This window comes from Rhizobium sp. 05L419, from assembly GCF_056397845.1.
In genome coordinates, this window is sequence record NZ_JBFTOF010000022.1 from 23,710 (window position 1) to 43,191 (window position 19,482).

At 61.5% G+C, this 19,482-nt stretch carries 19 protein-coding genes and 1 pseudogene; 12 read left to right on the forward strand and 8 right to left on the reverse strand.

Translation table 11 applies throughout. The features are described from left to right. The first annotated feature begins 220 nt into the window (after nucleotides 1-220). Together AC1DMK_RS23150 and AC1DMK_RS23155 are read left to right on the forward strand one after the other, a co-directional pair. Nucleotides 221-730: a PAS domain-containing protein gene (locus AC1DMK_RS23150; protein WP_477862326.1), complete on the forward strand. Its 510-nt coding sequence runs from the start codon at nucleotides 221-223 to the stop codon at nucleotides 728-730. Nucleotides 731-733: 3 nt separating this feature from the next. Beyond that, nucleotides 734-1,078 (forward strand): annotated as a pseudogene (locus AC1DMK_RS23155) (aminotransferase class III-fold pyridoxal phosphate-dependent enzyme); the annotation flags it as partial. A gap of 70 nt (nucleotides 1,079-1,148) precedes the next feature. On the opposite strand, the gene AC1DMK_RS23160 reads toward AC1DMK_RS23155, so the two are convergent. Genes AC1DMK_RS23160 through AC1DMK_RS23170 form a run of 3 tightly spaced genes read right to left on the reverse strand, consistent with a single transcriptional unit; the run spans nucleotide 1,149 to nucleotide 3,310 of the window. Beyond that, nucleotides 1,149-1,793: a ThuA domain-containing protein gene (locus AC1DMK_RS23160; protein ID WP_477862327.1), complete on the reverse strand. Its 645-nt coding sequence runs from the start codon at nucleotides 1,791-1,793 to the stop codon at nucleotides 1,149-1,151. Nucleotides 1,794-1,802: 9 nt separating this feature from the next. Then, the gene (locus AC1DMK_RS23165; RefSeq protein ID WP_477862329.1) at nucleotides 1,803-1,985 is read right to left on the reverse strand and encodes a hypothetical protein; all 183 of its coding nucleotides are present in this window, start codon (nucleotides 1,983-1,985) and stop codon (nucleotides 1,803-1,805) included. 35 nt (nucleotides 1,986-2,020) lie between these two features. Next, nucleotides 2,021-3,310: an ABC transporter substrate-binding protein gene (locus AC1DMK_RS23170; protein WP_037058074.1), complete on the reverse strand. Its 1,290-nt coding sequence runs from the start codon at nucleotides 3,308-3,310 to the stop codon at nucleotides 2,021-2,023. A gap of 141 nt (nucleotides 3,311-3,451) precedes the next feature. Between AC1DMK_RS23170 and AC1DMK_RS23175 the strand changes: the two genes are divergently transcribed. The 8 genes from AC1DMK_RS23175 to AC1DMK_RS23210 all read left to right on the forward strand — a co-directional run bounded on the left by AC1DMK_RS23175 (nucleotide 3,452) and on the right by AC1DMK_RS23210 (nucleotide 11,122). Continuing rightward, entirely contained in the window at nucleotides 3,452-4,492 is a 1,041-nt protein-coding gene (locus tag AC1DMK_RS23175; protein ID WP_037058072.1) for a LacI family DNA-binding transcriptional regulator, read from the forward strand. Further along, the gene (locus AC1DMK_RS23180) at nucleotides 4,489-6,345 is read left to right on the forward strand and encodes a DUF2264 domain-containing protein (RefSeq protein WP_477862332.1); all 1,857 of its coding nucleotides are present in this window, start codon (nucleotides 4,489-4,491) and stop codon (nucleotides 6,343-6,345) included. The genes AC1DMK_RS23175 and AC1DMK_RS23180 overlap by 4 nt, the downstream gene beginning before the upstream one ends. Further along, complete coding sequence (locus AC1DMK_RS23185; RefSeq protein WP_037058070.1) at nucleotides 6,342-7,352, forward strand: hydroxyacid dehydrogenase; 1,011 nt, start codon at nucleotides 6,342-6,344, stop codon at nucleotides 7,350-7,352. The genes AC1DMK_RS23180 and AC1DMK_RS23185 overlap by 4 nt, the downstream gene beginning before the upstream one ends. A gap of 154 nt (nucleotides 7,353-7,506) precedes the next feature. Beyond that, a complete protein-coding gene (locus AC1DMK_RS23190) occupies nucleotides 7,507-7,671 on the forward strand; it encodes a hypothetical protein (RefSeq protein ID WP_196246709.1) in 165 nt (54 codons plus the stop codon). Nucleotides 7,672-7,809: 138 nt separating this feature from the next. Then, complete coding sequence (locus AC1DMK_RS23195; RefSeq protein ID WP_477862333.1) at nucleotides 7,810-8,610, forward strand: class I SAM-dependent methyltransferase; 801 nt, start codon at nucleotides 7,810-7,812, stop codon at nucleotides 8,608-8,610. A 192-nt stretch (nucleotides 8,611-8,802) separates the two neighbouring features. Then, nucleotides 8,803-9,006, forward strand: a complete 204-nt coding sequence (locus AC1DMK_RS23200; RefSeq protein ID WP_037058066.1) for a cold-shock protein — start codon at nucleotides 8,803-8,805, stop codon at nucleotides 9,004-9,006. Between the two features lie 235 nt (nucleotides 9,007-9,241). Then, the gene (locus AC1DMK_RS23205) at nucleotides 9,242-9,433 is read left to right on the forward strand and encodes a hypothetical protein (protein ID WP_477862335.1); all 192 of its coding nucleotides are present in this window, start codon (nucleotides 9,242-9,244) and stop codon (nucleotides 9,431-9,433) included. A 345-nt stretch (nucleotides 9,434-9,778) separates the two neighbouring features. After that, nucleotides 9,779-11,122 (forward strand): peptidoglycan L,D-endopeptidase MepK, encoded by a 1,344-nt coding sequence (locus AC1DMK_RS23210; RefSeq protein ID WP_477862337.1) that lies wholly within the window; start codon nucleotides 9,779-9,781, stop codon nucleotides 11,120-11,122. A gap of 78 nt (nucleotides 11,123-11,200) precedes the next feature. On the opposite strand, the gene AC1DMK_RS23215 is transcribed toward AC1DMK_RS23210, so the two are convergent. From AC1DMK_RS23215 to mtnK, 5 genes are read right to left on the reverse strand one after another with little or no spacing between them, the layout of a single operon-like run. Beyond that, the gene (locus AC1DMK_RS23215) at nucleotides 11,201-12,355 is read right to left on the reverse strand and encodes a RuBisCO large subunit C-terminal-like domain-containing protein (protein ID WP_477862339.1); all 1,155 of its coding nucleotides are present in this window, start codon (nucleotides 12,353-12,355) and stop codon (nucleotides 11,201-11,203) included. Continuing rightward, nucleotides 12,355-13,356, reverse strand: coding sequence for a transketolase family protein (locus AC1DMK_RS23220; RefSeq protein ID WP_477862341.1), 1,002 nt, complete (start codon nucleotides 13,354-13,356; stop codon nucleotides 12,355-12,357). The genes AC1DMK_RS23215 and AC1DMK_RS23220 overlap by 1 nt, the downstream gene beginning before the upstream one ends. A gap of 2 nt (nucleotides 13,357-13,358) precedes the next feature. Then, entirely contained in the window at nucleotides 13,359-14,294 is a 936-nt protein-coding gene (locus AC1DMK_RS23225; RefSeq protein ID WP_037058061.1) for a thiamine pyrophosphate-dependent enzyme, read from the reverse strand. 3 nt (nucleotides 14,295-14,297) lie between these two features. Further along, the gene (mtnA, locus tag AC1DMK_RS23230; RefSeq protein WP_477862343.1) at nucleotides 14,298-15,392 is read right to left on the reverse strand and encodes an S-methyl-5-thioribose-1-phosphate isomerase; all 1,095 of its coding nucleotides are present in this window, start codon (nucleotides 15,390-15,392) and stop codon (nucleotides 14,298-14,300) included. Beyond that, complete coding sequence (gene mtnK, locus AC1DMK_RS23235; RefSeq protein ID WP_477862345.1) at nucleotides 15,389-16,660, reverse strand: S-methyl-5-thioribose kinase; 1,272 nt, start codon at nucleotides 16,658-16,660, stop codon at nucleotides 15,389-15,391. The genes mtnA and mtnK overlap by 4 nt, the downstream gene beginning before the upstream one ends. 189 nt (nucleotides 16,661-16,849) lie before the next feature. Between mtnK and AC1DMK_RS23240 the strand changes: the two genes are divergently transcribed. Next, nucleotides 16,850-18,361 (forward strand): sugar ABC transporter ATP-binding protein, encoded by a 1,512-nt coding sequence (locus AC1DMK_RS23240; RefSeq protein WP_477862347.1) that lies wholly within the window; start codon nucleotides 16,850-16,852, stop codon nucleotides 18,359-18,361. A 123-nt stretch (nucleotides 18,362-18,484) separates the two neighbouring features. Continuing rightward, a complete protein-coding gene (locus tag AC1DMK_RS23245; RefSeq protein ID WP_051973878.1) occupies nucleotides 18,485-19,426 on the forward strand; it encodes an ABC transporter permease in 942 nt (313 codons plus the stop codon). Nucleotides 19,427-19,482: the final 56 nt, after the last annotated feature.

Sequence of the window (19,482 nt, forward strand, 5' to 3'; positions counted from 1 at the left end):
CCATATTTCCAGCGTGAACGACCGCGGCCCAGATCGCGAGACATGGTTAGCACTTCATCCCACAATCGACGCCGCGACCGCGTCGCCGGTGCTGTTTCACCGAGAACCTCCCGGGACAGACGGTTTCAAGAGGACGAATGGTGTTGCATAAAACGAGTCGACTTCTCAGCTCGAGGTAAACTAGACGTAACTGCTGGCTTCGAAACGGGATGGGGCGCACATGATCGAGAACAGGCTGCCGAGACTGGCCTCGTCGGAGCTGTCAGAGGCAGGCATCTTCACCTGGAATATCGAGACAGATACAGTCTTTGGTGACAGCGCGATTGCCCATTTGTTCGGAATGAGCGTCGACGATGCATTGAGCGGCCAGCCGATTGCCGCCTATCTGCAGAGGATCCATCCTGAGGATCTTGCCACCGTGGCCGGAGAAATCCGCGAAGCCATCACGACCGGGGCGCCTTACCAATGTCAGTACAGGGTCCTCGGTGCTGGGGAAGTCTACCGAAACGTCGAAGCTTTCGGACGCTGCTTCCGCAGCCGGGACGGCCTACCAATCCAGTATGCAGGCATCGTGTTTCCGTTCGAAGTATCGCAAACCGCTTCCGAACCTCTGCTCGACGCGTGCACGGCGGCACTCGGCATCGCCGTCCACACAGGCAGAGATGACATTGCCGCCAAGCTGGGCACTATCGTCCGCGATCTGCAAGGGACGCGCTCAGTTTTGAACTGAGCACTTCGCGACGAGAGACTGATGCACCATTGCCGGACAGTCGGCGATCGCCTGATGGACGGAGCCCGCATACTCGCTGGCAGGCACGCGATCATCGGGGACGTCAGAGGCTACGGCCTCTTCAACGGTATCGAATTGGTGCGCGACCGCCGGTCACTGGAGCCCGCATCCGAGGAGCTCGCCGTCCTCATCACCGAGATGAAGCGACGCCACAGGATTCTGCTCAGCAGCGAAGGACCACATCACAATGTGCTGAAGATCAAGCCGCCCGCGCCCTTAAGCAATGACGACTGCGACACGTTCCTCGATGCGTTCGACGACACATTGACGCGGCTAGCAATGCGCTGACGTCGAAGGCCAACCCAGCGCGCGGCGCGATGGGGCGGCTTGGATGGACATGGTCTTGTCCCTGGGCCGGTTACTGGCGCGCGGCCCAGCTGAGGCCGCGGCGCAGGATAAGGGGCATAGAGGGGTGGTCGAATTCTGCAGCGCAGTGGCCGAGCGCTGAATAGAAGATGCGACCGGCACCGAAATAACGTTTGAAGACGACGGGCATGGTGACGTTTCGCGCCGCCGCGTCGTATGTGCCGGTGAAGGTGGTGGTGGCGAGGATTTCGACCGACGGGTCGTAGTGGAGATAGTATTGCTCCGAGCGATAGTCGAAATCCGCAATGCCCTCCATCACGGGGTCGTCCTGACGGGTGATCGCGACGCGGAAGTCGATGATATTGCCGGGATGGGCCACCCAGGTGACGCCCGAGACGTAACGGAAGGGAGCGCTTTCTTTGAATGAGGTGGCAAGCGCGCCATGGTGGCCGCCGAGGCCGAGGCCGCCGCGTACGGCTTCGACGAGCGCGTCCGCCTGGGCCCTCTCCAGGGTGCCGCCCGTGATCACAGGCACAAGCAGATGGGATTTGGTCAGCACCGGGGAACCGAGAATGCCGAGATCGTTGGTGACCTCGGTCCGGAAGCCGTCTTCCGCCAGGAGTTCGCCGACGATGCCTGCGCACTGCTCCGGCTCGTGTCCCTGCCATCCGCCCCAAACGATGATCGCTTTGCGCATGGTGCTCCCCTATGCGTGGTGTCCCAGACTGTCGATGATGGGGCCTGACGGCGCTGCCGTGGCGAAAAGAACTGAAGCCCGCGTGAATGCGGCAACGCAGACAACACTCGCTTCGGCGGCTTTGGCGACCGAAACTTCCCGTTCGGCAATGAGCGCCTCGCCGAACCGGAGTGTCAGCGGAAGTCGCAACACGCGGGCTCCCTGTCGTCAGAAACATGCAGCGAACGTCAGCTCCGGATCGTGGCCTTCCCCTCCTGCACGAGCCGCGCGGCCGCGTCGGCAGGTGTCGTCTGTTCGAATGCCAGCTCGTCGGCAATTGGGCGGAACACACGCTGGTCGAACTCTGTCGACCCCAATGGCGCAGGGGCGGGATAGTCGCCAACCTGATCCTTCAGAAGGTTGACATATTTGACCGTCGCCTGCTCCGTCGGGTTGAGGTTCGGCAATATGGCTTCGCGCACCGCCGGCGACATCGGAACGCCGCGCTCGACGCCAAGGATCTTGCCGGCCTCCGGATCATTGACGAAGAAGTCGATGAACCTTGCGGCCGCTTCGCCGTTCTTCGTCGTCGCGCCAACGCTCCAGATGAGTGCCGGGCGATAGTAATGGCCTGAAGGGCCGCCCTTTTTCTCGCGGGGCAGCGTCGTGATGGCCAGCTTGCTCTTCGAGATCAGTTGGTAGCCGACGAGCTGATTGGAATAGGCCATGCCCATAGCCGACTTACCGAGCGCCAAAGCGTTGGTGTCGATGGTGTTCTGGTCCAGTGTTTGGACGTCGGCGGCCACCGTGCCGCCTTTCTTGCGCAGCTCCTCCCAGAAGCTGTACCACTCCTTGGCATCTTCGACATCGAAGCCAAGCGTGCCGTTGTTGTAGAGGCTCTTGCCGCGCTGGCGCAGCCAGGCATCGAACACATAGGTGTAGCGGGCGCCGTATGGGCCACCCCAATAATTGTCTTTGCCGCCAGCCTTCGTCAGCTCGACGGCCAGCTTGGCGTATTCGTCCCAGGTCAGATCAGGCGTAGGTAGCGGAATGCCGGCCTTCTCGAAGGCCGTCTGATCGAAGAAGAGCGCGAAGGAATTGAGGCCGAGGCCAATGCCATAGAGCTTTCCGTCAACCGTCGTCAGCTTCAGGACGTCCTTGCCGAAAGCATCGACCTTGAGCGTCGAAGGCACAAATTCGTCGAGCGGCAGGCAGGCGCCCCGCTTGGAGTAGTCAGAGATCGTCCCGGGCTCGAGCTGGAAGACGTCGGCGATCGCGCGGCCGGCCATCTGCGTCGCGAGCTTTGTCCAGTAGCCGTCACCGCTCAAGGATTCGCCGACGATCGTCACGCCTGGAGTCTTCTCTTGATAGAGCCTGGCGACATCCAGCGTGCGCTTTGCGCGGTCGTTCGAGCCCCACCACATGGCGCGGAGCTGAGCATCCTCGGCGAAGGCAGGCACGGCGCTTGCCCCACCGAATGCAAGGCCGGTTGCAACGCCTGCCGAACCCATCAGAAATGAACGTCGATTGATCTGCATGATGATCCTCCTTTTTCATGCCCTCCGCGTCCTCCAACGTCTTTCGGGCATTTTCGTGTGCCAGACTACGCAAAAGATTCTTTTTTGCAATAGAATATCCTTCCTATTGCAAATTTGCGTTATTTGCATAAAAGTTGCTCTATGAGCGAAATCAAACCGAAGCGGCCGCGCCAGGCCGATATTGCAGCCACCGCAGGCGTCTCCGTAGCGACCGTATCTCGTGTTCTGGCCAATGAGCCGGGCATCAGCGCGAGTGTGAGGGAGCACATTCTGCGTGTTGCTGCCGCGCATGGCTATCAAGCGAAAGTCGCGCCCGAACCGGTCCGCGGCGGCCTTGCGCTCATCGCCAGCGACGGCATGACAGGCGGGCTTAGCGTCTTTTACGAATCGATCGTCGAGGGCTTGCGTGCTGGTGCCCTGGAGGGAGCAATGCCCTTCGAGGTCAGGTTGGTTCGAGAGGATCGCGCGACGCAAGACGTCATTGGCGACTATATGTCCACGGCCAAGGCGGAAGGACTGTTTCTCGTCGGCATCGATCCGAGCCCTGCGCTTCGGCGATGGATCGAGGCAGAGAAAGTTCCCGTCGTCCTTGTCAACGGCACGGATCCGCAACTTTGCCTTGATGGCGTTTCGCCGGCGAATTTCTTCGGCGCCTTCCAGGCTGTCGGTCGGTTGCTCGCGGCCGGACATCGCAAGATCTTGCATTTCACCGGCTCGCATCGCCATACCATCCGCGAGCGCGTCAGGGGCTTTGATGCGGCAGTCGCAGCCGTCGAGGGCGCTGACAGTCGGATCGTGCCCATGAGTTTCCATGGGAGTGCCAGCCGGGAGGCCCATGAGCTGGCGGCCGCCATACTCGCCGAGGATGCGGGTTTTACCGCCGCCTTCTGCATGAACGACTTCATTGCGGTCGGTGTGCTCGAGGCCGTAACCGAGGCGGGGCTTCGTGTGCCAGAGGACTTTGCGATCGTCGGCTTTGATGATCTGCCCTGTGCCCTGATGACCGATCCACCGCTTTCCACCATGCGCGTCGATCGCGCCGCACTTGGCCGCGAGGCGATTGGCCTGATGCTCGCCCGTTTCCGAGACCGGGCGGCACCTGCACGCCACGTATGCCATGCGGTCGTCCCCGTCGCCGGGGGCACCGTGCCCATGCCGAAAACCGATGAGCAAAACCGATGACCTATGATCCGGCCAGCGCCAATCCGCTAGCAGGCAATCCGCTGGAAACGCGCGGGGACATGAGCCGCGCCCTCCTCGATCTCTTCGATCCGCTTCTGCCCTATTTCTCGAAAGGCAATGCCCGCGTTCGGCTGGATGGCGCGGGCGCCCATTTCGATCGCGCGGCCGCCGACCTGGAAGGTTTTGCCCGCCCCCTCTGGGGACTGGCGCCGTTTGGTACTGGAAGGGGTGACTTTGCCCACTGGCACCGCTTTGCCGAAGGCCTTGCCAACGGAACCGACCCCGATCACCCGGAATATTGGGGCACCGTTCACGGCCGTGACCAGCGCATGGTCGAGCTGGCGGCGCTCGGCTTTGCACTCGTGCTCGTTCCGGACAAGATCTGGGAGCCGCTTGGCGACAGGGCGCGTGCAAATGTCATCGCCTATCTCAAGCATGCGCGGCAGTTCGACTATGCCGACAACAACTGGAAATTTTTCCGCATCTTCGTCGATATCGCTCTTGATCGTGTCGGTGCCGAATTCGACCGCAGCCTGACGAAACAGTATCTCGAAGAGCTTGAGGGGTTCTATGTCGGCGATGGCTGGTATCGCGACGGCAATGTGCGCCGCGTCGACCACTACATTCCCTTCGCAATGCATTTCTATGGGTTGATCTATTCCAAGCTCGTCGATGACGACTATGCGAAGCGCTATCGCGAGCGCGCCGTCCTGTTTGCCAAGGACTTCCGCCACTGGTTTGCACCGGATGGCGCCACGATCCCGTTCGGCCGCAGCCTGACCTATCGGTTCGCCTGCGCCGGCTTCTGGTCGGCGCTCGCTTTTGCCGATCTGGAGGCGCTCGCCTGGGGAGAGGTCAAGCATCTTTGCCTCCAGCATCTGCGCTGGTGGAGGGATAAGCCGATGACCAACAGGGACGGCATCCTGTCGATCGGCTTCGGATATCCAAACCTGCTGATGTCGGAGAGCTACAACTCGGCAGGTTCGCCCTATTGGGCGTTCAAGGCCTTCCTGCCGCTGGCCATTCCGGATGATCACCCATTCTGGACCGCGAAAGAAAAGGCGCCGGCCCTGGCCGAAGGCGTCGCACCGCAGCGCCATCCCGGCATGGTTCTGATGCGCGCCGGCGGCGATGTCGTGTCGCTCTCGTCGGGACAGGAGAACCTTCAGATGCGGTTTGGCACGGAGAAATACGCCAAATTTGCATATTCGGCGCGATACGGCTTCAGCGTCGAAGCCGACGAGCGGAGTTTCGCCGGCGGGGCTTTTGATTCCGCGCTCGCCTTCAGCGATGACGGATTGCACTATCGCGTGCGCGAGACGAACACCGAAGCGAAACTCGCGGGCGACACCCTCTATTCAAAGTGGTCGCCTTTCAAAGATGTGTCGGTCGAGACGTGGCTGGTTCCCGCCGCGCCGTGGCACGTCCGCGTCCACCGGATCAAGTCGCCGCGTGCCCTGCAGACCGCCGAAGGCGGTTTCGCGATCGCCAAGCGCGACTTCGACCTCGATACGCTCGCCGCTGAGGCGGCCAGCGCTCATGTGATCGGAGAAGCCGATTTCTCCGGCATTGCCGATCTTGGCTCCGGCGTGAAGCGCGTGGGGCTGGCGCAGAAGGCGTTGCCCAACACCAACATGATCGTCGCAAAGACGCTGGTGCCGCAATTGCGCGGCGAGATCCCTGCGGGTGAAACAATTTTGGTGACGGCCGTGCTAGCGCTCGACGACCCGGCAGCCGTTTCCGGCGCATGGACGAAGCGCCCGGCGGCACCCGATATCGCGACGCTTGAAGCCTGGGTGGCCAAGGAAGGCGTCACCGTCAGCGCAATTGAGGCACCGGGGCAGATGCCATGAACCGTCCCGGCATAGTGCTTGCTATGCAGCCGGGCCGCACAGAGCACGTCCTGCCAGATCGTCTGCTCGACCGTCTGGACACGCTTGGCCGATTGCTGGACCGGGAGCCCTTGCTGACCTTTGACGACGAGCGCGCCTTGCGGCTCTTGCCCGAGACGGACGTCCTGATCACCGGCTGGGGGGCTCCCTATGTCGGTCGAGACGTGCTTTCGGCAGCTGGAGGTCTGAAGATCGTTGCCCATGCTGCGGGAACTGTGAAAGGCATCATCGGCGACGAGGTTTTCGAGGCGGGCATCGCCGTCAGCCACGCAGCAGAAGCCAATTCTGTCCCGGTTGCCGAGTTTGCGCTTGCAGCCATTCTCTTTGCCGGCAAACAGGTCTTCCGGTTCCGCGAGTTCTACACCGCGGATCGCAATCGGGACCGTACCTATATGATGCAGCGGCTTGCGATCGGCAACTACGGCCGGACTGTCGGCATCATCGGTGCGTCCCGCATCGGTCGCCGCGTCGTCGAGCTGCTGAAGCCGTTTGATGTCAAGGTCATGCTCTTCGACCCCACTTTGAGCGCATCGGACTGCGCGGCGATGGGCGCGCAGAAAGTCGACCTCGATACGCTCATGCGCAGCGCCGACATCGTATCGCTGCACGCGCCGTCCCTGCCATCGACCCACCATATGATCGATGCTCACATGCTGGCATTGATGAAAGACGGAGCAACGCTCATCAACACGGCGCGGGGCGCCATCATCGACGAGGCGGCGCTTCTCGCGACACTTTCGACGGGTCGGATCGATGCGATCATCGACGTGACCGATCCGGAGATACCGGACCCGCCGTCTGCCTTCTACGACCTCCCGAACGTCTTCCTCACGCCGCATATTGCGGGCGCCGTGGGGCTCGAACGCACGCGGCTGGGCGAAATGGCGGTTGATGAGATCGAGCGGTTCCTGAAGGGCGAGCCGCTCAGATACGGTGTCACGCTGGCCGATCTTGAAAGAATGGCTTGATCCTTATCAGGCGTTCTGTGCGCTCTGCTAGATGTAGCTATCCGGGTCAGCCTGCCTTCGCTGCCCGACAAAAGGACGAGGCGCTCCGGGACCGGAGTGGCTTTTTCGTTGAAGCCGGTGCTGCTATGGATGGCAACGCAGTAGAGGACAAAGCATGAAGCAAGACCCACAGGCGAATGGCAACGTTATCAAGTTCCGCAAGCCCAAGCCGCCGAAGACACCTCGGCCTGGACGGCGCAAATTTCTGACCGTCCTGGGCGTCGTTATCGCACTGGTTGCAGCGTGGGCCTATTTTACCTTGGCCGGAAAATCTCTCTAGAACCACTCCCTGCGGCAACCTGCGTGTCAATTTGAAAGTTTGAATCGAGGGCAATCCGGCGACCGATGATGGCGCTCGCTCCTTGGCAATACCGCTGCGACGGCCTAAACTAACTTGGGCTCGCGCATGGAGGCGTCGATGACATCAAGCTTCAATGTCCACGATGCGGGTGACTATGAGCAGCTCATGGGTCGCTGGAGCAAAAAACTCGCGCCTCTGTTCATCGACTTTACCGGACTTGCCGATGGCGAAAGGATTCTTGACGTCGGATGCGGCACTGGAAGCCTGACCTTCGCACTTGCCGCCGCTGCCGATTTGAGCGAGATCGCCGCGATCGACTACGCTCCCGTCTTTGTCGAAGAGACGGTCAAGCGTAGTGCTGATCAGCGCATAAAGGTCCGGCAGGCAGATGCCTGCGCCCTGCCCTTCGACGCCGGCATGTTCGACCGTGCCTTGGCGCTGCTCATGCTCCACTTCGTGCCGGAGGCCGACAAGGCAGTCGCCGAGATGTGCCGGGTCGTCAGGCCGGGTGGGGTCGTCGCCGCAGCCGTGTGGGATCATCTCGGGGGCATGCCCGCCATGCGCATGGTAGTCGATACCGTCGCGGCGCTCAGCGACAGCGGCCGCCAGCTGCGCGCCCGCTACTGCTTCCAACCGATGATGCAGCCAGGTGAAATGAGACGAAGTTTTCTTGTCCACAATCTGGCCGATGTCACAGAAACCCAGTTGATGGTGCGAATGGACTACCAGAACTTCGATGACTTCTGGGCACCGATTGCCGCGGGCGAAGGGCCGCTCGGAAAGTTCATGGAGACCCTCGACGCCACGGAGCGTGCACGGACAGATGCCGCAGTCCGTGACGCCTACGAAGCAGGCCGGCCCGATGGGGCACGGTCTTTTGTCAGCGTTGCCTGGGCCTGCCGCGGCATCGTCCCCTGACCCGGCGCACCGCCGGATCGCCGTCGACTGTTCTGGCCGCCGATCTCCTCTTGGAACTCCCAGGCGACCGAAGAAATGGCCAGCCGATATCGCTGACGCGCTGCCTTCAGGCACGTACATGTTGCAGACGAGGCTGTCGAGCTATAGGTATTGCGTCGCGGCACACAGCCGCGCAAGCAACGAGGATGAGTTATGGCCACTGGTACCGTTAAATTTTTCAACGACGACAAGGGATTTGGCTTCATTACGCCGGAAAATGGTGGCGCTGACGTGTTCGTGCACGTATCCGCGCTGCAGGGCGCAAGTTCGCTCCGGGATGGGCAAAGAGTGAGCTACGACCTAGGCCAGGATCGCAAGACCGGGAAGTCGAAGGCTGAAAACGTCAGCGTGCTTTGATCAAACTACTGCTTGATCCAGGGGCTCAGCCGCGATCCTGAACCGGTCGCGGGTGTCGGAAGGGCAATAATCCTTCCCCCCTGACAGCAAGACCCGCAATACCGATGAAATCCGCTATGTCTGATCGCCTCGCGCGGTCGGAGCTTGTCTGCGCCTTGTCCACCTCGCTCTATGCCTCGGATGCGTGGTCGCAGCGGTTGCAAGTGTGTGGTCGTCCGAGCCTAACTGCCATGAGATGGTCCTGGCATCCGGTCCAGATGCCGATCGCTGGATCGATGCCCGAGCGGGTGACGACCGGTTGTCCGGCGGCACCGGGAGCGACGCCTGCTACTATGGCGCCGGAGACGGCAGCGATGTCATCGATGAGAATGCCGACGAGGCATGGTCGGTCGATTTCCTCGGTTTCGCAGATGCCGGAAAAACCTGAAAAGCAAGATCTGGAAGCCGCTTGCTGTGCGGCTGCGATGCGTCATACCAACGGCGATCATCAGGGACGTGCACGACGGCCGATGGGCTGATCCGAGCTTGCTCCCCGCGGCGCAAGTCGGTGACGATATCGTCGTGTTCGTTGAATACTCAGTTTGTGACCCACGGCTTCCGCCTCCCGAAAGGGAGCATGCGCTGGATTCTCCCATGCCACTGCACGATTTTGATGCAGGCATTCCGGCTGCCATAAACTGTCCGTTAGGGATCTGTTGACCATAGTTGCAGGCAGCGACGTCGCCGATACGACGCCGCCTGACTTCCGCGCCCTTCACCAACGACGAGAACCGTGTTCGTGCATCAAGCAATCGTTTACATTCCGGCGACCACGTTGGCCATGCTCTTTTCATTCGTCGCCCACCGGGCGGCACTGGTTGCCATGTTGATGATGGCCGTCATGACGGGAGCTGCACAGGCAGCGACTGACGACCGGGCGCTGAAGCTCTTCTTCACCCACACCGGCGAAAGAGCGACCATCGTCTTCAAGCGCAATGGCAGGTTCGACGCGAAGGGCCTCGTGCAGATCAATCGCTTCCTGCGCGATTGGCGAAAGAACGAGCCGACCAAGATCGATCCGCGGCTGCTCGATCTGGTCTGGGAAGTCTATCATCGCAGTGGCGCAAATGAGCCTATTCACGTCGTCTCGGCCTATCGCTCCCCGTCCACCAACAATATGTTGCGAAACCGTTCGCGCAGCACCGGCGTCGCGAAGAAAAGCCAGCATATGCTTGGCAAGGCGATGGACTTCTACATCCCCGGCGTGAAGCTCGCGACACTCCGCGGGCTGGCCATGCAGATGCAGGTCGGCGGCGTTGGCTACTATCCGACGTCCGGATCGCCGTTTGTCCATCTGGATGTCGGCAACGTTCGCGCCTGGCCCCGAATGTCGCGGCAAGAGCTGGCGCGGCTCTTTCCAGGTGGTCGAACCCTTCATCTGCCGGCGGAGGGCCGGCCTCTGCCGGGATATGAGCTGGCAGTCGCGAATCAGAAGAAACGCGTTCGCCCGTCGGCCATCGAGAGCGCTCGCACGGAGGGTGACGACGACGATGCAGGGCCGGGCGCCATGGCGCCTGGCGATCTGACGGGTGGCGCAAGCCTCGTCGCTGCTCTCCTGCCCATACCTCGAACCCGCGCCGAGAACGGACTGGCGCGACAACTCGGCAGACAGGCCGACGACGACAACCGCGACCGCCCCGTCCCCGCAATCGCATCGCTGAGCGTGCCGCTTCCGACGTTGCGGCCGGACAGAAGCGGCGGATCCGTTTCGCCCACACCGATCGAAGCCGCTCCTGTCGTATTTGCCAGCGTTGTCGTGGGCCGGAGCCCGGGAGGCGAGCTGCTCGTGACAGATCAGGCCAAGAGTTCGACGATCAATCGCATTGCGACGATGCAGCCTGCGGCCTCCGTGCCTGCCACCGAGTTGCGGGAGGTCTCGGCCGGCGTCGGCGCTATCTCCGCGAGGGCACTTGTCACATGGGCGCTCCAGCCGCCTGGCATTGCGATCGACTTGACGGCCCCTCGCCTTATCGGCGTGCACCTCCCTGGAGAGCAAGCTGCAAGCAAAACCGACCGCAGCGTTACCGATCTTGCCGACGACGAGCTCAATGCTGAGAGGTTCGGCATCGAAGGCTGAGGCGCATGCCAGCTGGCGTCTTGGTGCGCCGGGAGGCATGTCGAGGCTCACCGACTGCCTCGAGTTGACCTGCAAATGTTACGAGGCTGGCGTGAAATTGCCCGACGCAGTCGTCGCGGCGGCAATGCCGGCCCTTAGTGCATGGCACGCGCCGACCAGCTCACTTTCGCGCAGAAGCGCGCCGCCGATCAGATAGATCACGTGGTCCCCATAGGCGCGCTGCATGTCCGGTATTCGCTCGAATGTCATGCCGCCTCCGGGAGCGGGAAAGATGGGCCTCGGCCCACCGAGATCTTCCGTGCAGCCTTCGAGGATCGCCAGGCACTCCTCGCGCGCGAAACCGAACCTGCCTCCGAAATTCGGAAACACCACGGCATCCACGCCCATCATCCGCTGCAGCGTACCRAAGAAGAAGCGGTGCGAAAAGCCGGTCGTGGGCGTGATGATGTTGGCCCCGGCAAAGGTTGGGTGGGACACGATAGGCAAGTCGAAATCGGCATCCGCGGCAAGGCTGCGCGACACGTCGAAGCCCACAAGAGAAGGTGCGAGCATGACGGCGCCCGCCCCGGCTTCCTTTGCTGTAAAGGCCCTCTCGAAGATCTGCGAGGCCGAGCCGGTAATGTTCGGCACATAGGCGCATTGATAGCCGGTCTTGGCGTTTGCCGCTTCGACGGCCGCGACACAGGCTGCAAGGCGCTCGGCGAAGGGCGAGGTCGGCTGATCGACCAGCCCGTGGTCATCCTTGATAAGATGCATGCCGCCGAGTGCAAATTTGTGGGCGAGATTGGCAAGTTCACCCGTCGAAAGACCAACCGGCTTGATCGCCGACATGATGAGCGGTCCGGAGAAGATTCCGGTTCGAGCCCGCAATCCCTCTGCCCCGAAGCGCGGGCCGGGGCAAAGCGCGCGCAAGCCGTCGGATAGCTGGATCGCCTCAACGCGCGTGCTCGTCTTGATCGAGGAATTGCCGAAGATGATGTTTAGAAGCTGGAGGAAGTCACCGCCGACATCGTCCTCGCTGTAGGAGATGTCTGCTAGGAAACCGGCGCGCTCGTCGCGTCCGGGCAAAAGCGCTTCGAGCCGGCCGACGACCTCGTCCTCGACATAGCCCGCAGGAACGATATCGCGCGGGATTTCCACCGTCTGTTCAATGCAGAGATCCAATGCTCGCGCCCGCGCCTCCTGTTCGTCGGCAACGCCCAGCCAATAGGTGACGGAAAATCGCTGTGCCATCAGAGTGCTTCTGCCTTCTGCGCCGAGTGCACCGTGTCGAGGCGCACGGCCTCGAGTTCGGCATCGGCGATCTCGAGATCACGATCGAGCAACTTGCCGATCACCCGCACCAGCGCCCCGGCGTCGAGCGCATACTTCTTCATGAGATACGCCTTTGATGCGCCGTGTGCGAAGGTGTCCTCCAGGCCCAGCCTGCGAAGGCGGATGGCGAGCCCTTCCTCCGCGAGGATTTCCGCGACCAGCGATCCGAGCCCACCGTTGATCGTATGGTTCTCGAGCGTGACCACGCCTTTCTTGCCCCGCGCCGCCTTTATCAGCCCGTCGCGGTCGAAAGGCTTTAGCGTCGAGGCATGCAGATGGTGGATGCCAATACCGCGATCCTTCAGCGGACCGGCAGCACGCAGCGCCTCTTCCGTGCACACGCCCGACGTGACAACGAGGATATCGCCGCCTTCGCTGAGCGTGCGCAGCCGATTGAATTCAAACGGCGTCGAAAACAGCCGCGGCACCTCGCCGCGCAGGACACGGACATAGACAGGGCCATCGATGCTGTCTGCGACATCCAGCACGCTCTCCACCTCGGTGGCATCGCCGGTTTCGAGTACCGTCATGTTGGGAATGGCGCGCATGACGGAGACATCTTCGATCGCCTGGTGGGTGATCCCTCCAGGCGTGGTGATGCCGGGCAGGAATCCCATCATCCGGACCTTGCGGTTGGAATAGGCGATGGAACTGATCAGCTGGTCGTAGGGGCGGCGATAGAGGAAGACGGAGAACGTGTGGATGAAAGGGCGAAAACCCTGCATTGCGAGCCCGCCGGCAAAGGAGAGCATATTCTGCTCGGCCATTCCCAGCGACAGGAACTGATCGGGATAGCGATCACGAAAGCCGTCGACCTCGCAAGACGAGGTCAGATCCGCCGACAGGCACAAGACCTCCGGTCGCGCAGAAGCAAAGGTCTCGAAAGCCCTGGCATAGGGGCGGTTGACGATTTCGACCATGATCAGGCCCTCGCAATTTCTGCCGGATCGACGCCGAGCTCGACGCTGATGGCCGCCTGCATTTCATGGCGCTCATCGGCTGTTTTGAAACGGACATAGTGAAGGCGCGGAAAGCGCCTCTTCAGGAAAGGCATGCCTTCGAAGGGCGACGTGTTGGCAAGGATGACCAGCGGCTTGGCCGGCTCCGCACTATCGGCGGCGGTTCGGAATGCCTGCAGGTCATGACCGTCGATCGAGCGGCAGGTGGCACCGAAGGCAGCAACGCGGGCTGGCAGATCACCGAGATCAAGAACGGACGACATGGCTCCATCGCATTGCTGCCTGTTGACGTCGACGACAACGCGAATGTTGTCAATACGATGGAAGCACATCGCCGCAAGGCACTCCCAGGTCTGCCCCTCCTGGAACTCGCCGTCCGACATGTAGACCCATACCTTGCCGGGCTCGCCGCGGCGCTTGCGCGCCCAGGCAATACCCGATGCCATGGACAGGCCCTGGGCGAGCGACCCAGTCGTCACTTCCATGCCCGGGCTGTGCTCGGCGCCGATCATCTCAACGGAACTGCCGTCACGGTTGAAATGATCGAGCGCGTCTTCATCCATGCGGCCGACCTCAATCAGCGCCGAATAGATGACCAGAGCATAATGGGCGGGAGAGACGATGAAACGGTCGTATTGTGGTTCAAACGGGCCGTGATAGCCGGCGCCGGTGAAAGCGTCCGGATTGTTGGAAGACGGAACGCCCGCAAAGGGTAGAGGCACCTTAGGCAGCGTCGGCTCCCCCAGATTGAGCGCCTCATTGTAGAGAAATGCCAGGCTTTCGGCAGCCGAGCAGGCCTGGCTCAAATAGCCGCCATTGTTACGCATGGTGTGAAGGAAAACACGCTTGCGGATGCCGGCCGCAACATCCTCGGTGCGCTGTTTGTTCAGTATGGTCATGGATTATCTCCGCTCGGGAAAGAGCGACTGCAGGCCCGCCGCCGAGGCTTCGGCAATGCCGCGCTCTGTGATGAGACCCGTTATCAGGCGTGCCGGCGTCACGTCGAACGCAGGATTGGCAGCCGGGCTGCCCTCCGGTGAAACGCGAACGCTTACGATCGCGCCGTCGGCACCGCGGCCCTGCACGAACGTAACCTCGTCGCCACTGCGTTCCTCGATCGGAATTTCGCGTATGCCGTCATGCACCGTCCAGTCGATGGTCGGCGACGGAAGAGCAACATAGAAGGGAACGTTGTTGTCCCTGGCCGCAAGCGCCTTCAAATATGTGCCGATCTTGTTGCAGACGTCGCCGTTCGCCGTCGTCCGGTCGGTGCCCACAATCACCATGTCGACGTCGCCATGCTGCATGAGGTGGCCGCCAGCATTGTCGACGATCAGCGTATGGGGAACGCCGTGGCCGTTCAGCTCCCACGCTGTCAGTTGCGCCCCCTGATTGCGCGGCCGTGTCTCGTCGACATAAACATGCACGGCAATGCCCTCTTCCGCCGCGAGATAGATCGGCGCGGTCGCCGTGCCGTAGTCAACGGTAGCAAGCCAGCCGGCGTTGCAATGGGTAAGAATATTGACTGGCTCTCCCGGCTTCTTGCGGGCTGCAATTTCGCGGATGACGGCAAGCCCGTTCATGCCGATGCTGCGGTTGAGCTCGACATCTTCTTCCGCAATCTCGGCCGCACGCCTGTAGGCAGCTTCGGCACGTTCGTTTTCCGGCAGCTCACGAAGGAGGCCGCGCATTGCGTCCAGTGCCCAGCGCAGGTTGATTGCCGTCGGCCGCGTCTCGTGAAGTTCCTCCCACACTGCGTCGAGTGCTGCATTGCTGCTGTCGGAGGCGATGGCCAGAGCGACGCCATAGGCGGCGGTCACGCCGATCAGCGGTGCGCCACGGACCCACATGTCGCGAATGGCGACAGCCACGTCGGCGACTGTCTTCAGGGTGGCGACACGAAATTCGTGCGGCAGCCACCGCTGGTCAATGATATCGACGGAGGCTCCGTCCTCATTCAGCCAGATGGTGTGGTAGTGACGCGCTCCGACTTTCAACTGACTGTCTCCTTTTCGAGCAGTTTGGCCAGGGAGTTGATCTCTGCGAGGCTGTGGATGTGACGGCGATTGACGACGAGGTGACGACCGAGCTTCAGCGCCTTCGTCTCGCAGCGGCCACGCAGGTCCAAATCCGCAATGGTTTCGAAATCGGCATTGTGAGCAAGGCCGAGGATGCGGCGGTGGATTTCGACGCCGGCAAAGCCCAGCATGTCGGTCCAGATGTCGCGCAGGAGATGGTCGAGCGCCTGTTCGGCACCCAGGCGATCGCCGCTATCTTCAAACAGCGAGCGCTGGTAGAGGATGCCGGTGCGTTCGCAACGCCACAGGGTCGAGAATTCCTCGCAGAAGGTTGTCCAGATCTCGTCGACGACCGCAAGCAGGTAGTCCCGCATGCCTTCTCGGCTTTTATCCGCCTCGTGACCGCTCTGGGAAAAAAAGCTCATCCAGAAATTGGCGATCATCATGCCGACGTCGAAGGCTATCGGGCCGTAGAATGCGAATTCGGGATCGATGACGCGCGTTTCACTCGCCGTCACCATCACGGAGCCGGTATGGAGATCGCCATGCAGCAGCGTCTCCGCCCGGCTGGCAAAAATGTGCTTGAGCTTCTGCGCCTCGACCTTCAGATCGCGGTCGGCCCTGAGTTGAGCAACCATTCCGTCAAGCTGGGGCGAGGTGTGCCGATTGAGCGTTGCCTCGAAATACGGATCGGAAAAGACGAGGTTCTCCGTGATGTCGCAGAGCTCGACATTGTCCGAAAACAGGGCCAGGTCCTCCTTGCGCTTGCGCGCCGTCATGGCGAGGTCCGAGCCGCGGAAAAGGGTGCGCGCAGCGAAGAGTCCAAGGTCACGACCGACCTTCGGCAACTTCTGGCCCTCGATCAGGGCACGCCTCAGGATGACGTGCGGCGACAGGAACTCCATGACAATGATGGCCTGCTCGGCGTCGAAATGGAAAATCTGCGGCACCACGCCCGGATCGCGCTCCGACTGGCGCATCAGTGCGTGATATTCGAAGAACGAGCGCTTGAGGGGAAGCGGCCAGCTCTCTCCGACAAGACGGACATAGGGCAGCGCCTGTTTGACGATAGCCTTGCCTTGCTCACCCTCGACGATGAAGACCAGGTTGAGATTGCCGTCGCCGACCTCCTTCACGCTCCAGAAATTGCTGTTTGCGCCAAGTCTTTCCCTGAGAACCGGCAGGGCGCCCAGCCGCTGCGGCAGCGTTTCGGGGCACAGGGCCTCGAACGGTCTCGTATCCGTCATTTCTTCCTCCCGGATCGATTCTGCGCGGGTTCTTGTCCACCCGACGCGGCTGACTTCCCTCCTCTTTGGTAGGTCAGCGATCTCCCAATCAACGATCATGATCGCATTTGATAGGGGTGACTTTGTCAAATGTCAACGCACTTGACATTTGATGATATCCCGTCCTAGCATCAGGTCGGGAGGATGGAGATGAACGAAGAACCTGTGTTCCGCGTCCAAGGACTGCGGAAGTCGTTTGGTCGTGTCCAGGTGCTTGGCGGCGTTGATCTTTCGCTTCGCGCCGGCTCTGTGACTGCCCTCATGGGCGCAAACGGCGCCGGCAAGTCGACGCTCGTGCGTATCGTCAGCGGCGTCTATACGCGCGACGCCGGCCATATCTCGCTCGCAGGCAAGGATTTCTTTCCCACTTCACCGGCCGAAGCCATCCGCGCCGGTGTTGTCACCGTTCACCAGAATATAAACGACGGGGTGGTTGCCGATCTTGATGTTGCAACCAACCTGACACTCGACCGGTTGAATGGTCGCGCCGCGCGCTGGTTCTTCAATCCAAGGCGCGTGCGGCGCGAGGCGAAGGCCGTCGCCGACCGCATGGGCCTTTCGATCGATCTCAATGCGAGCATCGCCAATCTCTCCCTTGCCGACAGGCAGATGGTAGCCATAGCCCGCGCCATGGCGCATGAACCGAAAGTGCTTATCCTCGACGAACCGACCTCCTCGCTGTCAAGCGTCGAGGCCGAGCGGCTCTTCCAGCTTGTCGATCGCCTGCGCGCCCGCGGTGTCGCGATCCTTTATATCTCACACCGGATGTCAGATATCCGGCGCCTAGCAGACAGCATCGTCAGTCTGCGCGACGGGCGTATCACCGGCACCTTTACGGGAGCCGAACTGGACTACGAGGGCGCCGTCAACGCCATGCTCGGTCATACGATCAGCTATGGCGACATCGCCGTCCGCAACGGAGGCGCGGCGATCCTCAGTGCCAAGGAACTGCAGCTTGCCGCCGGCACACGGCCGTTCTCCTTTGTGCTTCGCGAAGGAGAAGTCGTCGCAATCACCGGCCTCGTTGGCGTCGGCAAAACCGCTCTTGCGGAGACGCTTTTCGGCGCGAGACATCCGGTTGCCGGCCACATGTCCCTCGACGGCAGGCCGTATCGACCGCGCACGCCGCAACAGGCAATCGCCGAGGGCGTTTTCCTCGTTGCCAAGGATCGCACGGACAATGGCATTGTCCCCGATTTCAACATCTACGAGAATATTAGCTTGCCGTTCCTGAGACGGCTCGCCCGTGTCGGTGGCGTTTCAAGTCGCGGCTCGGAGCGCGGCGAAGCGAGACACCAGATTTCCTCGCTGGGCATCGTCTGCCGCTCCGAGCGCGACGAGATGCAGACATTATCCGGCGGCAATCAGCAAAAAGTGATGGTGGCTCGCTGGCTCAGCCAGCCCTGCCGGCTGCTGGTTCTCGACGAGCCGTTCCAGGGTGTCGACATCGCGGCGCGCCGCGACATTGCCGGCAAGCTGCGCACATCTGCGCAAGGCCGGGCAACCGTCGTCTTCCTGACCGAACTCGATGAAGCCTTTGAGATCGCCGACCGCATCCTGGTGATGTCGGAACAGACACTGGTTGGCGAGCATCGCAATGCGGATATCGACGTCAACAAGCTTCTGGCCGAGATCGCCGGCCAGCATGGAATGGTGAATTGAATGACTGATCACGACACGCCGATCACCGCAGCGCAGCCGGCTAAGATTGTTCCACCACTGGCAACAGGCGCCAGCATTCGAGAGCTCGCGATCCGCTACGGCTTTCTCTTGCTGCTTGCGGGCATGCTCGTCTATTTCTCGATCGTCACCAGCGGGTTTGCCTCGCCGCAGAGCGCCGTCTTCATCCTGCAATCCGTTTCGATCACCGGCATCCTGGCGCTCGGCGTCACGGCAACCATGGTCGTCGGCGGCTTCGATCTGTCGATCGGCTCGGTTGCGACGACAGCGATGATGGCCTCCTCCTACATCATGGTCATCATGAATGGTGACGCGCTGACAGCGATCGCCGTGTGCCTGCTGATCGGCGTGGTGATCGGGCTGATCAATGGCTTCCTGGTCGTCTATATGCGCGTGCCGGACCTATTGGCGACGCTCGGCATGATGTTCCTGCTTGTCGGGTTGCAGCGCATTCCGACCGAAGGCCGGTCGATCGCAACCGGCATGAGCATGCCAGACGGCAGCACCGCGAGCGGCACCTTCAGCCCGGGCTTCCTGGCACTGGGGCGTCACCGCTTCGATTTTGTGCTCCCGAACCTGTTGCCTGTCTCTGTCGTCGTGCTGATTGTTCTCGCCGTGCTCATCTGGTTCTTTCTGGAATACACCCGCTTCGGCCGGATGATGTATGCCGTCGGTTCGAACGAGCGGGCAGCTCAGCTCGCCGGTGCGCCGGTCAACGCCTACAAGATGTTTGCCTATGTGATCTCGGGCGTCTTCGCCTCCATCGGCGGCATTCTGCTGGCTGCGCGTCTCGGCCGCGGCGACATCGCGTCGGGCAATAATCTCCTGCTCGATGCAGTCGCTGCTGCGCTCATCGGTTTTGCGGTGCTTGGCGTTGCCAAGCCGAACGCCTTCGGCACTGCGATCGGTGCGCTTTTCGTCGGCGTTCTCCTGCAGGGCCTGACAATGATGAACGCCCCCTACTACACGCAGGACTTCGTCAAGGGCGCGGTGCTGGTCATCGCGCTGGTCTTTACCTTTGCTCTATCGGGGAGAGGCAAACGATAGGGCTGGGAGGCCCTTAGCGCCATACGCATGAACAACAAAGCGTCTACTGTGGAGGA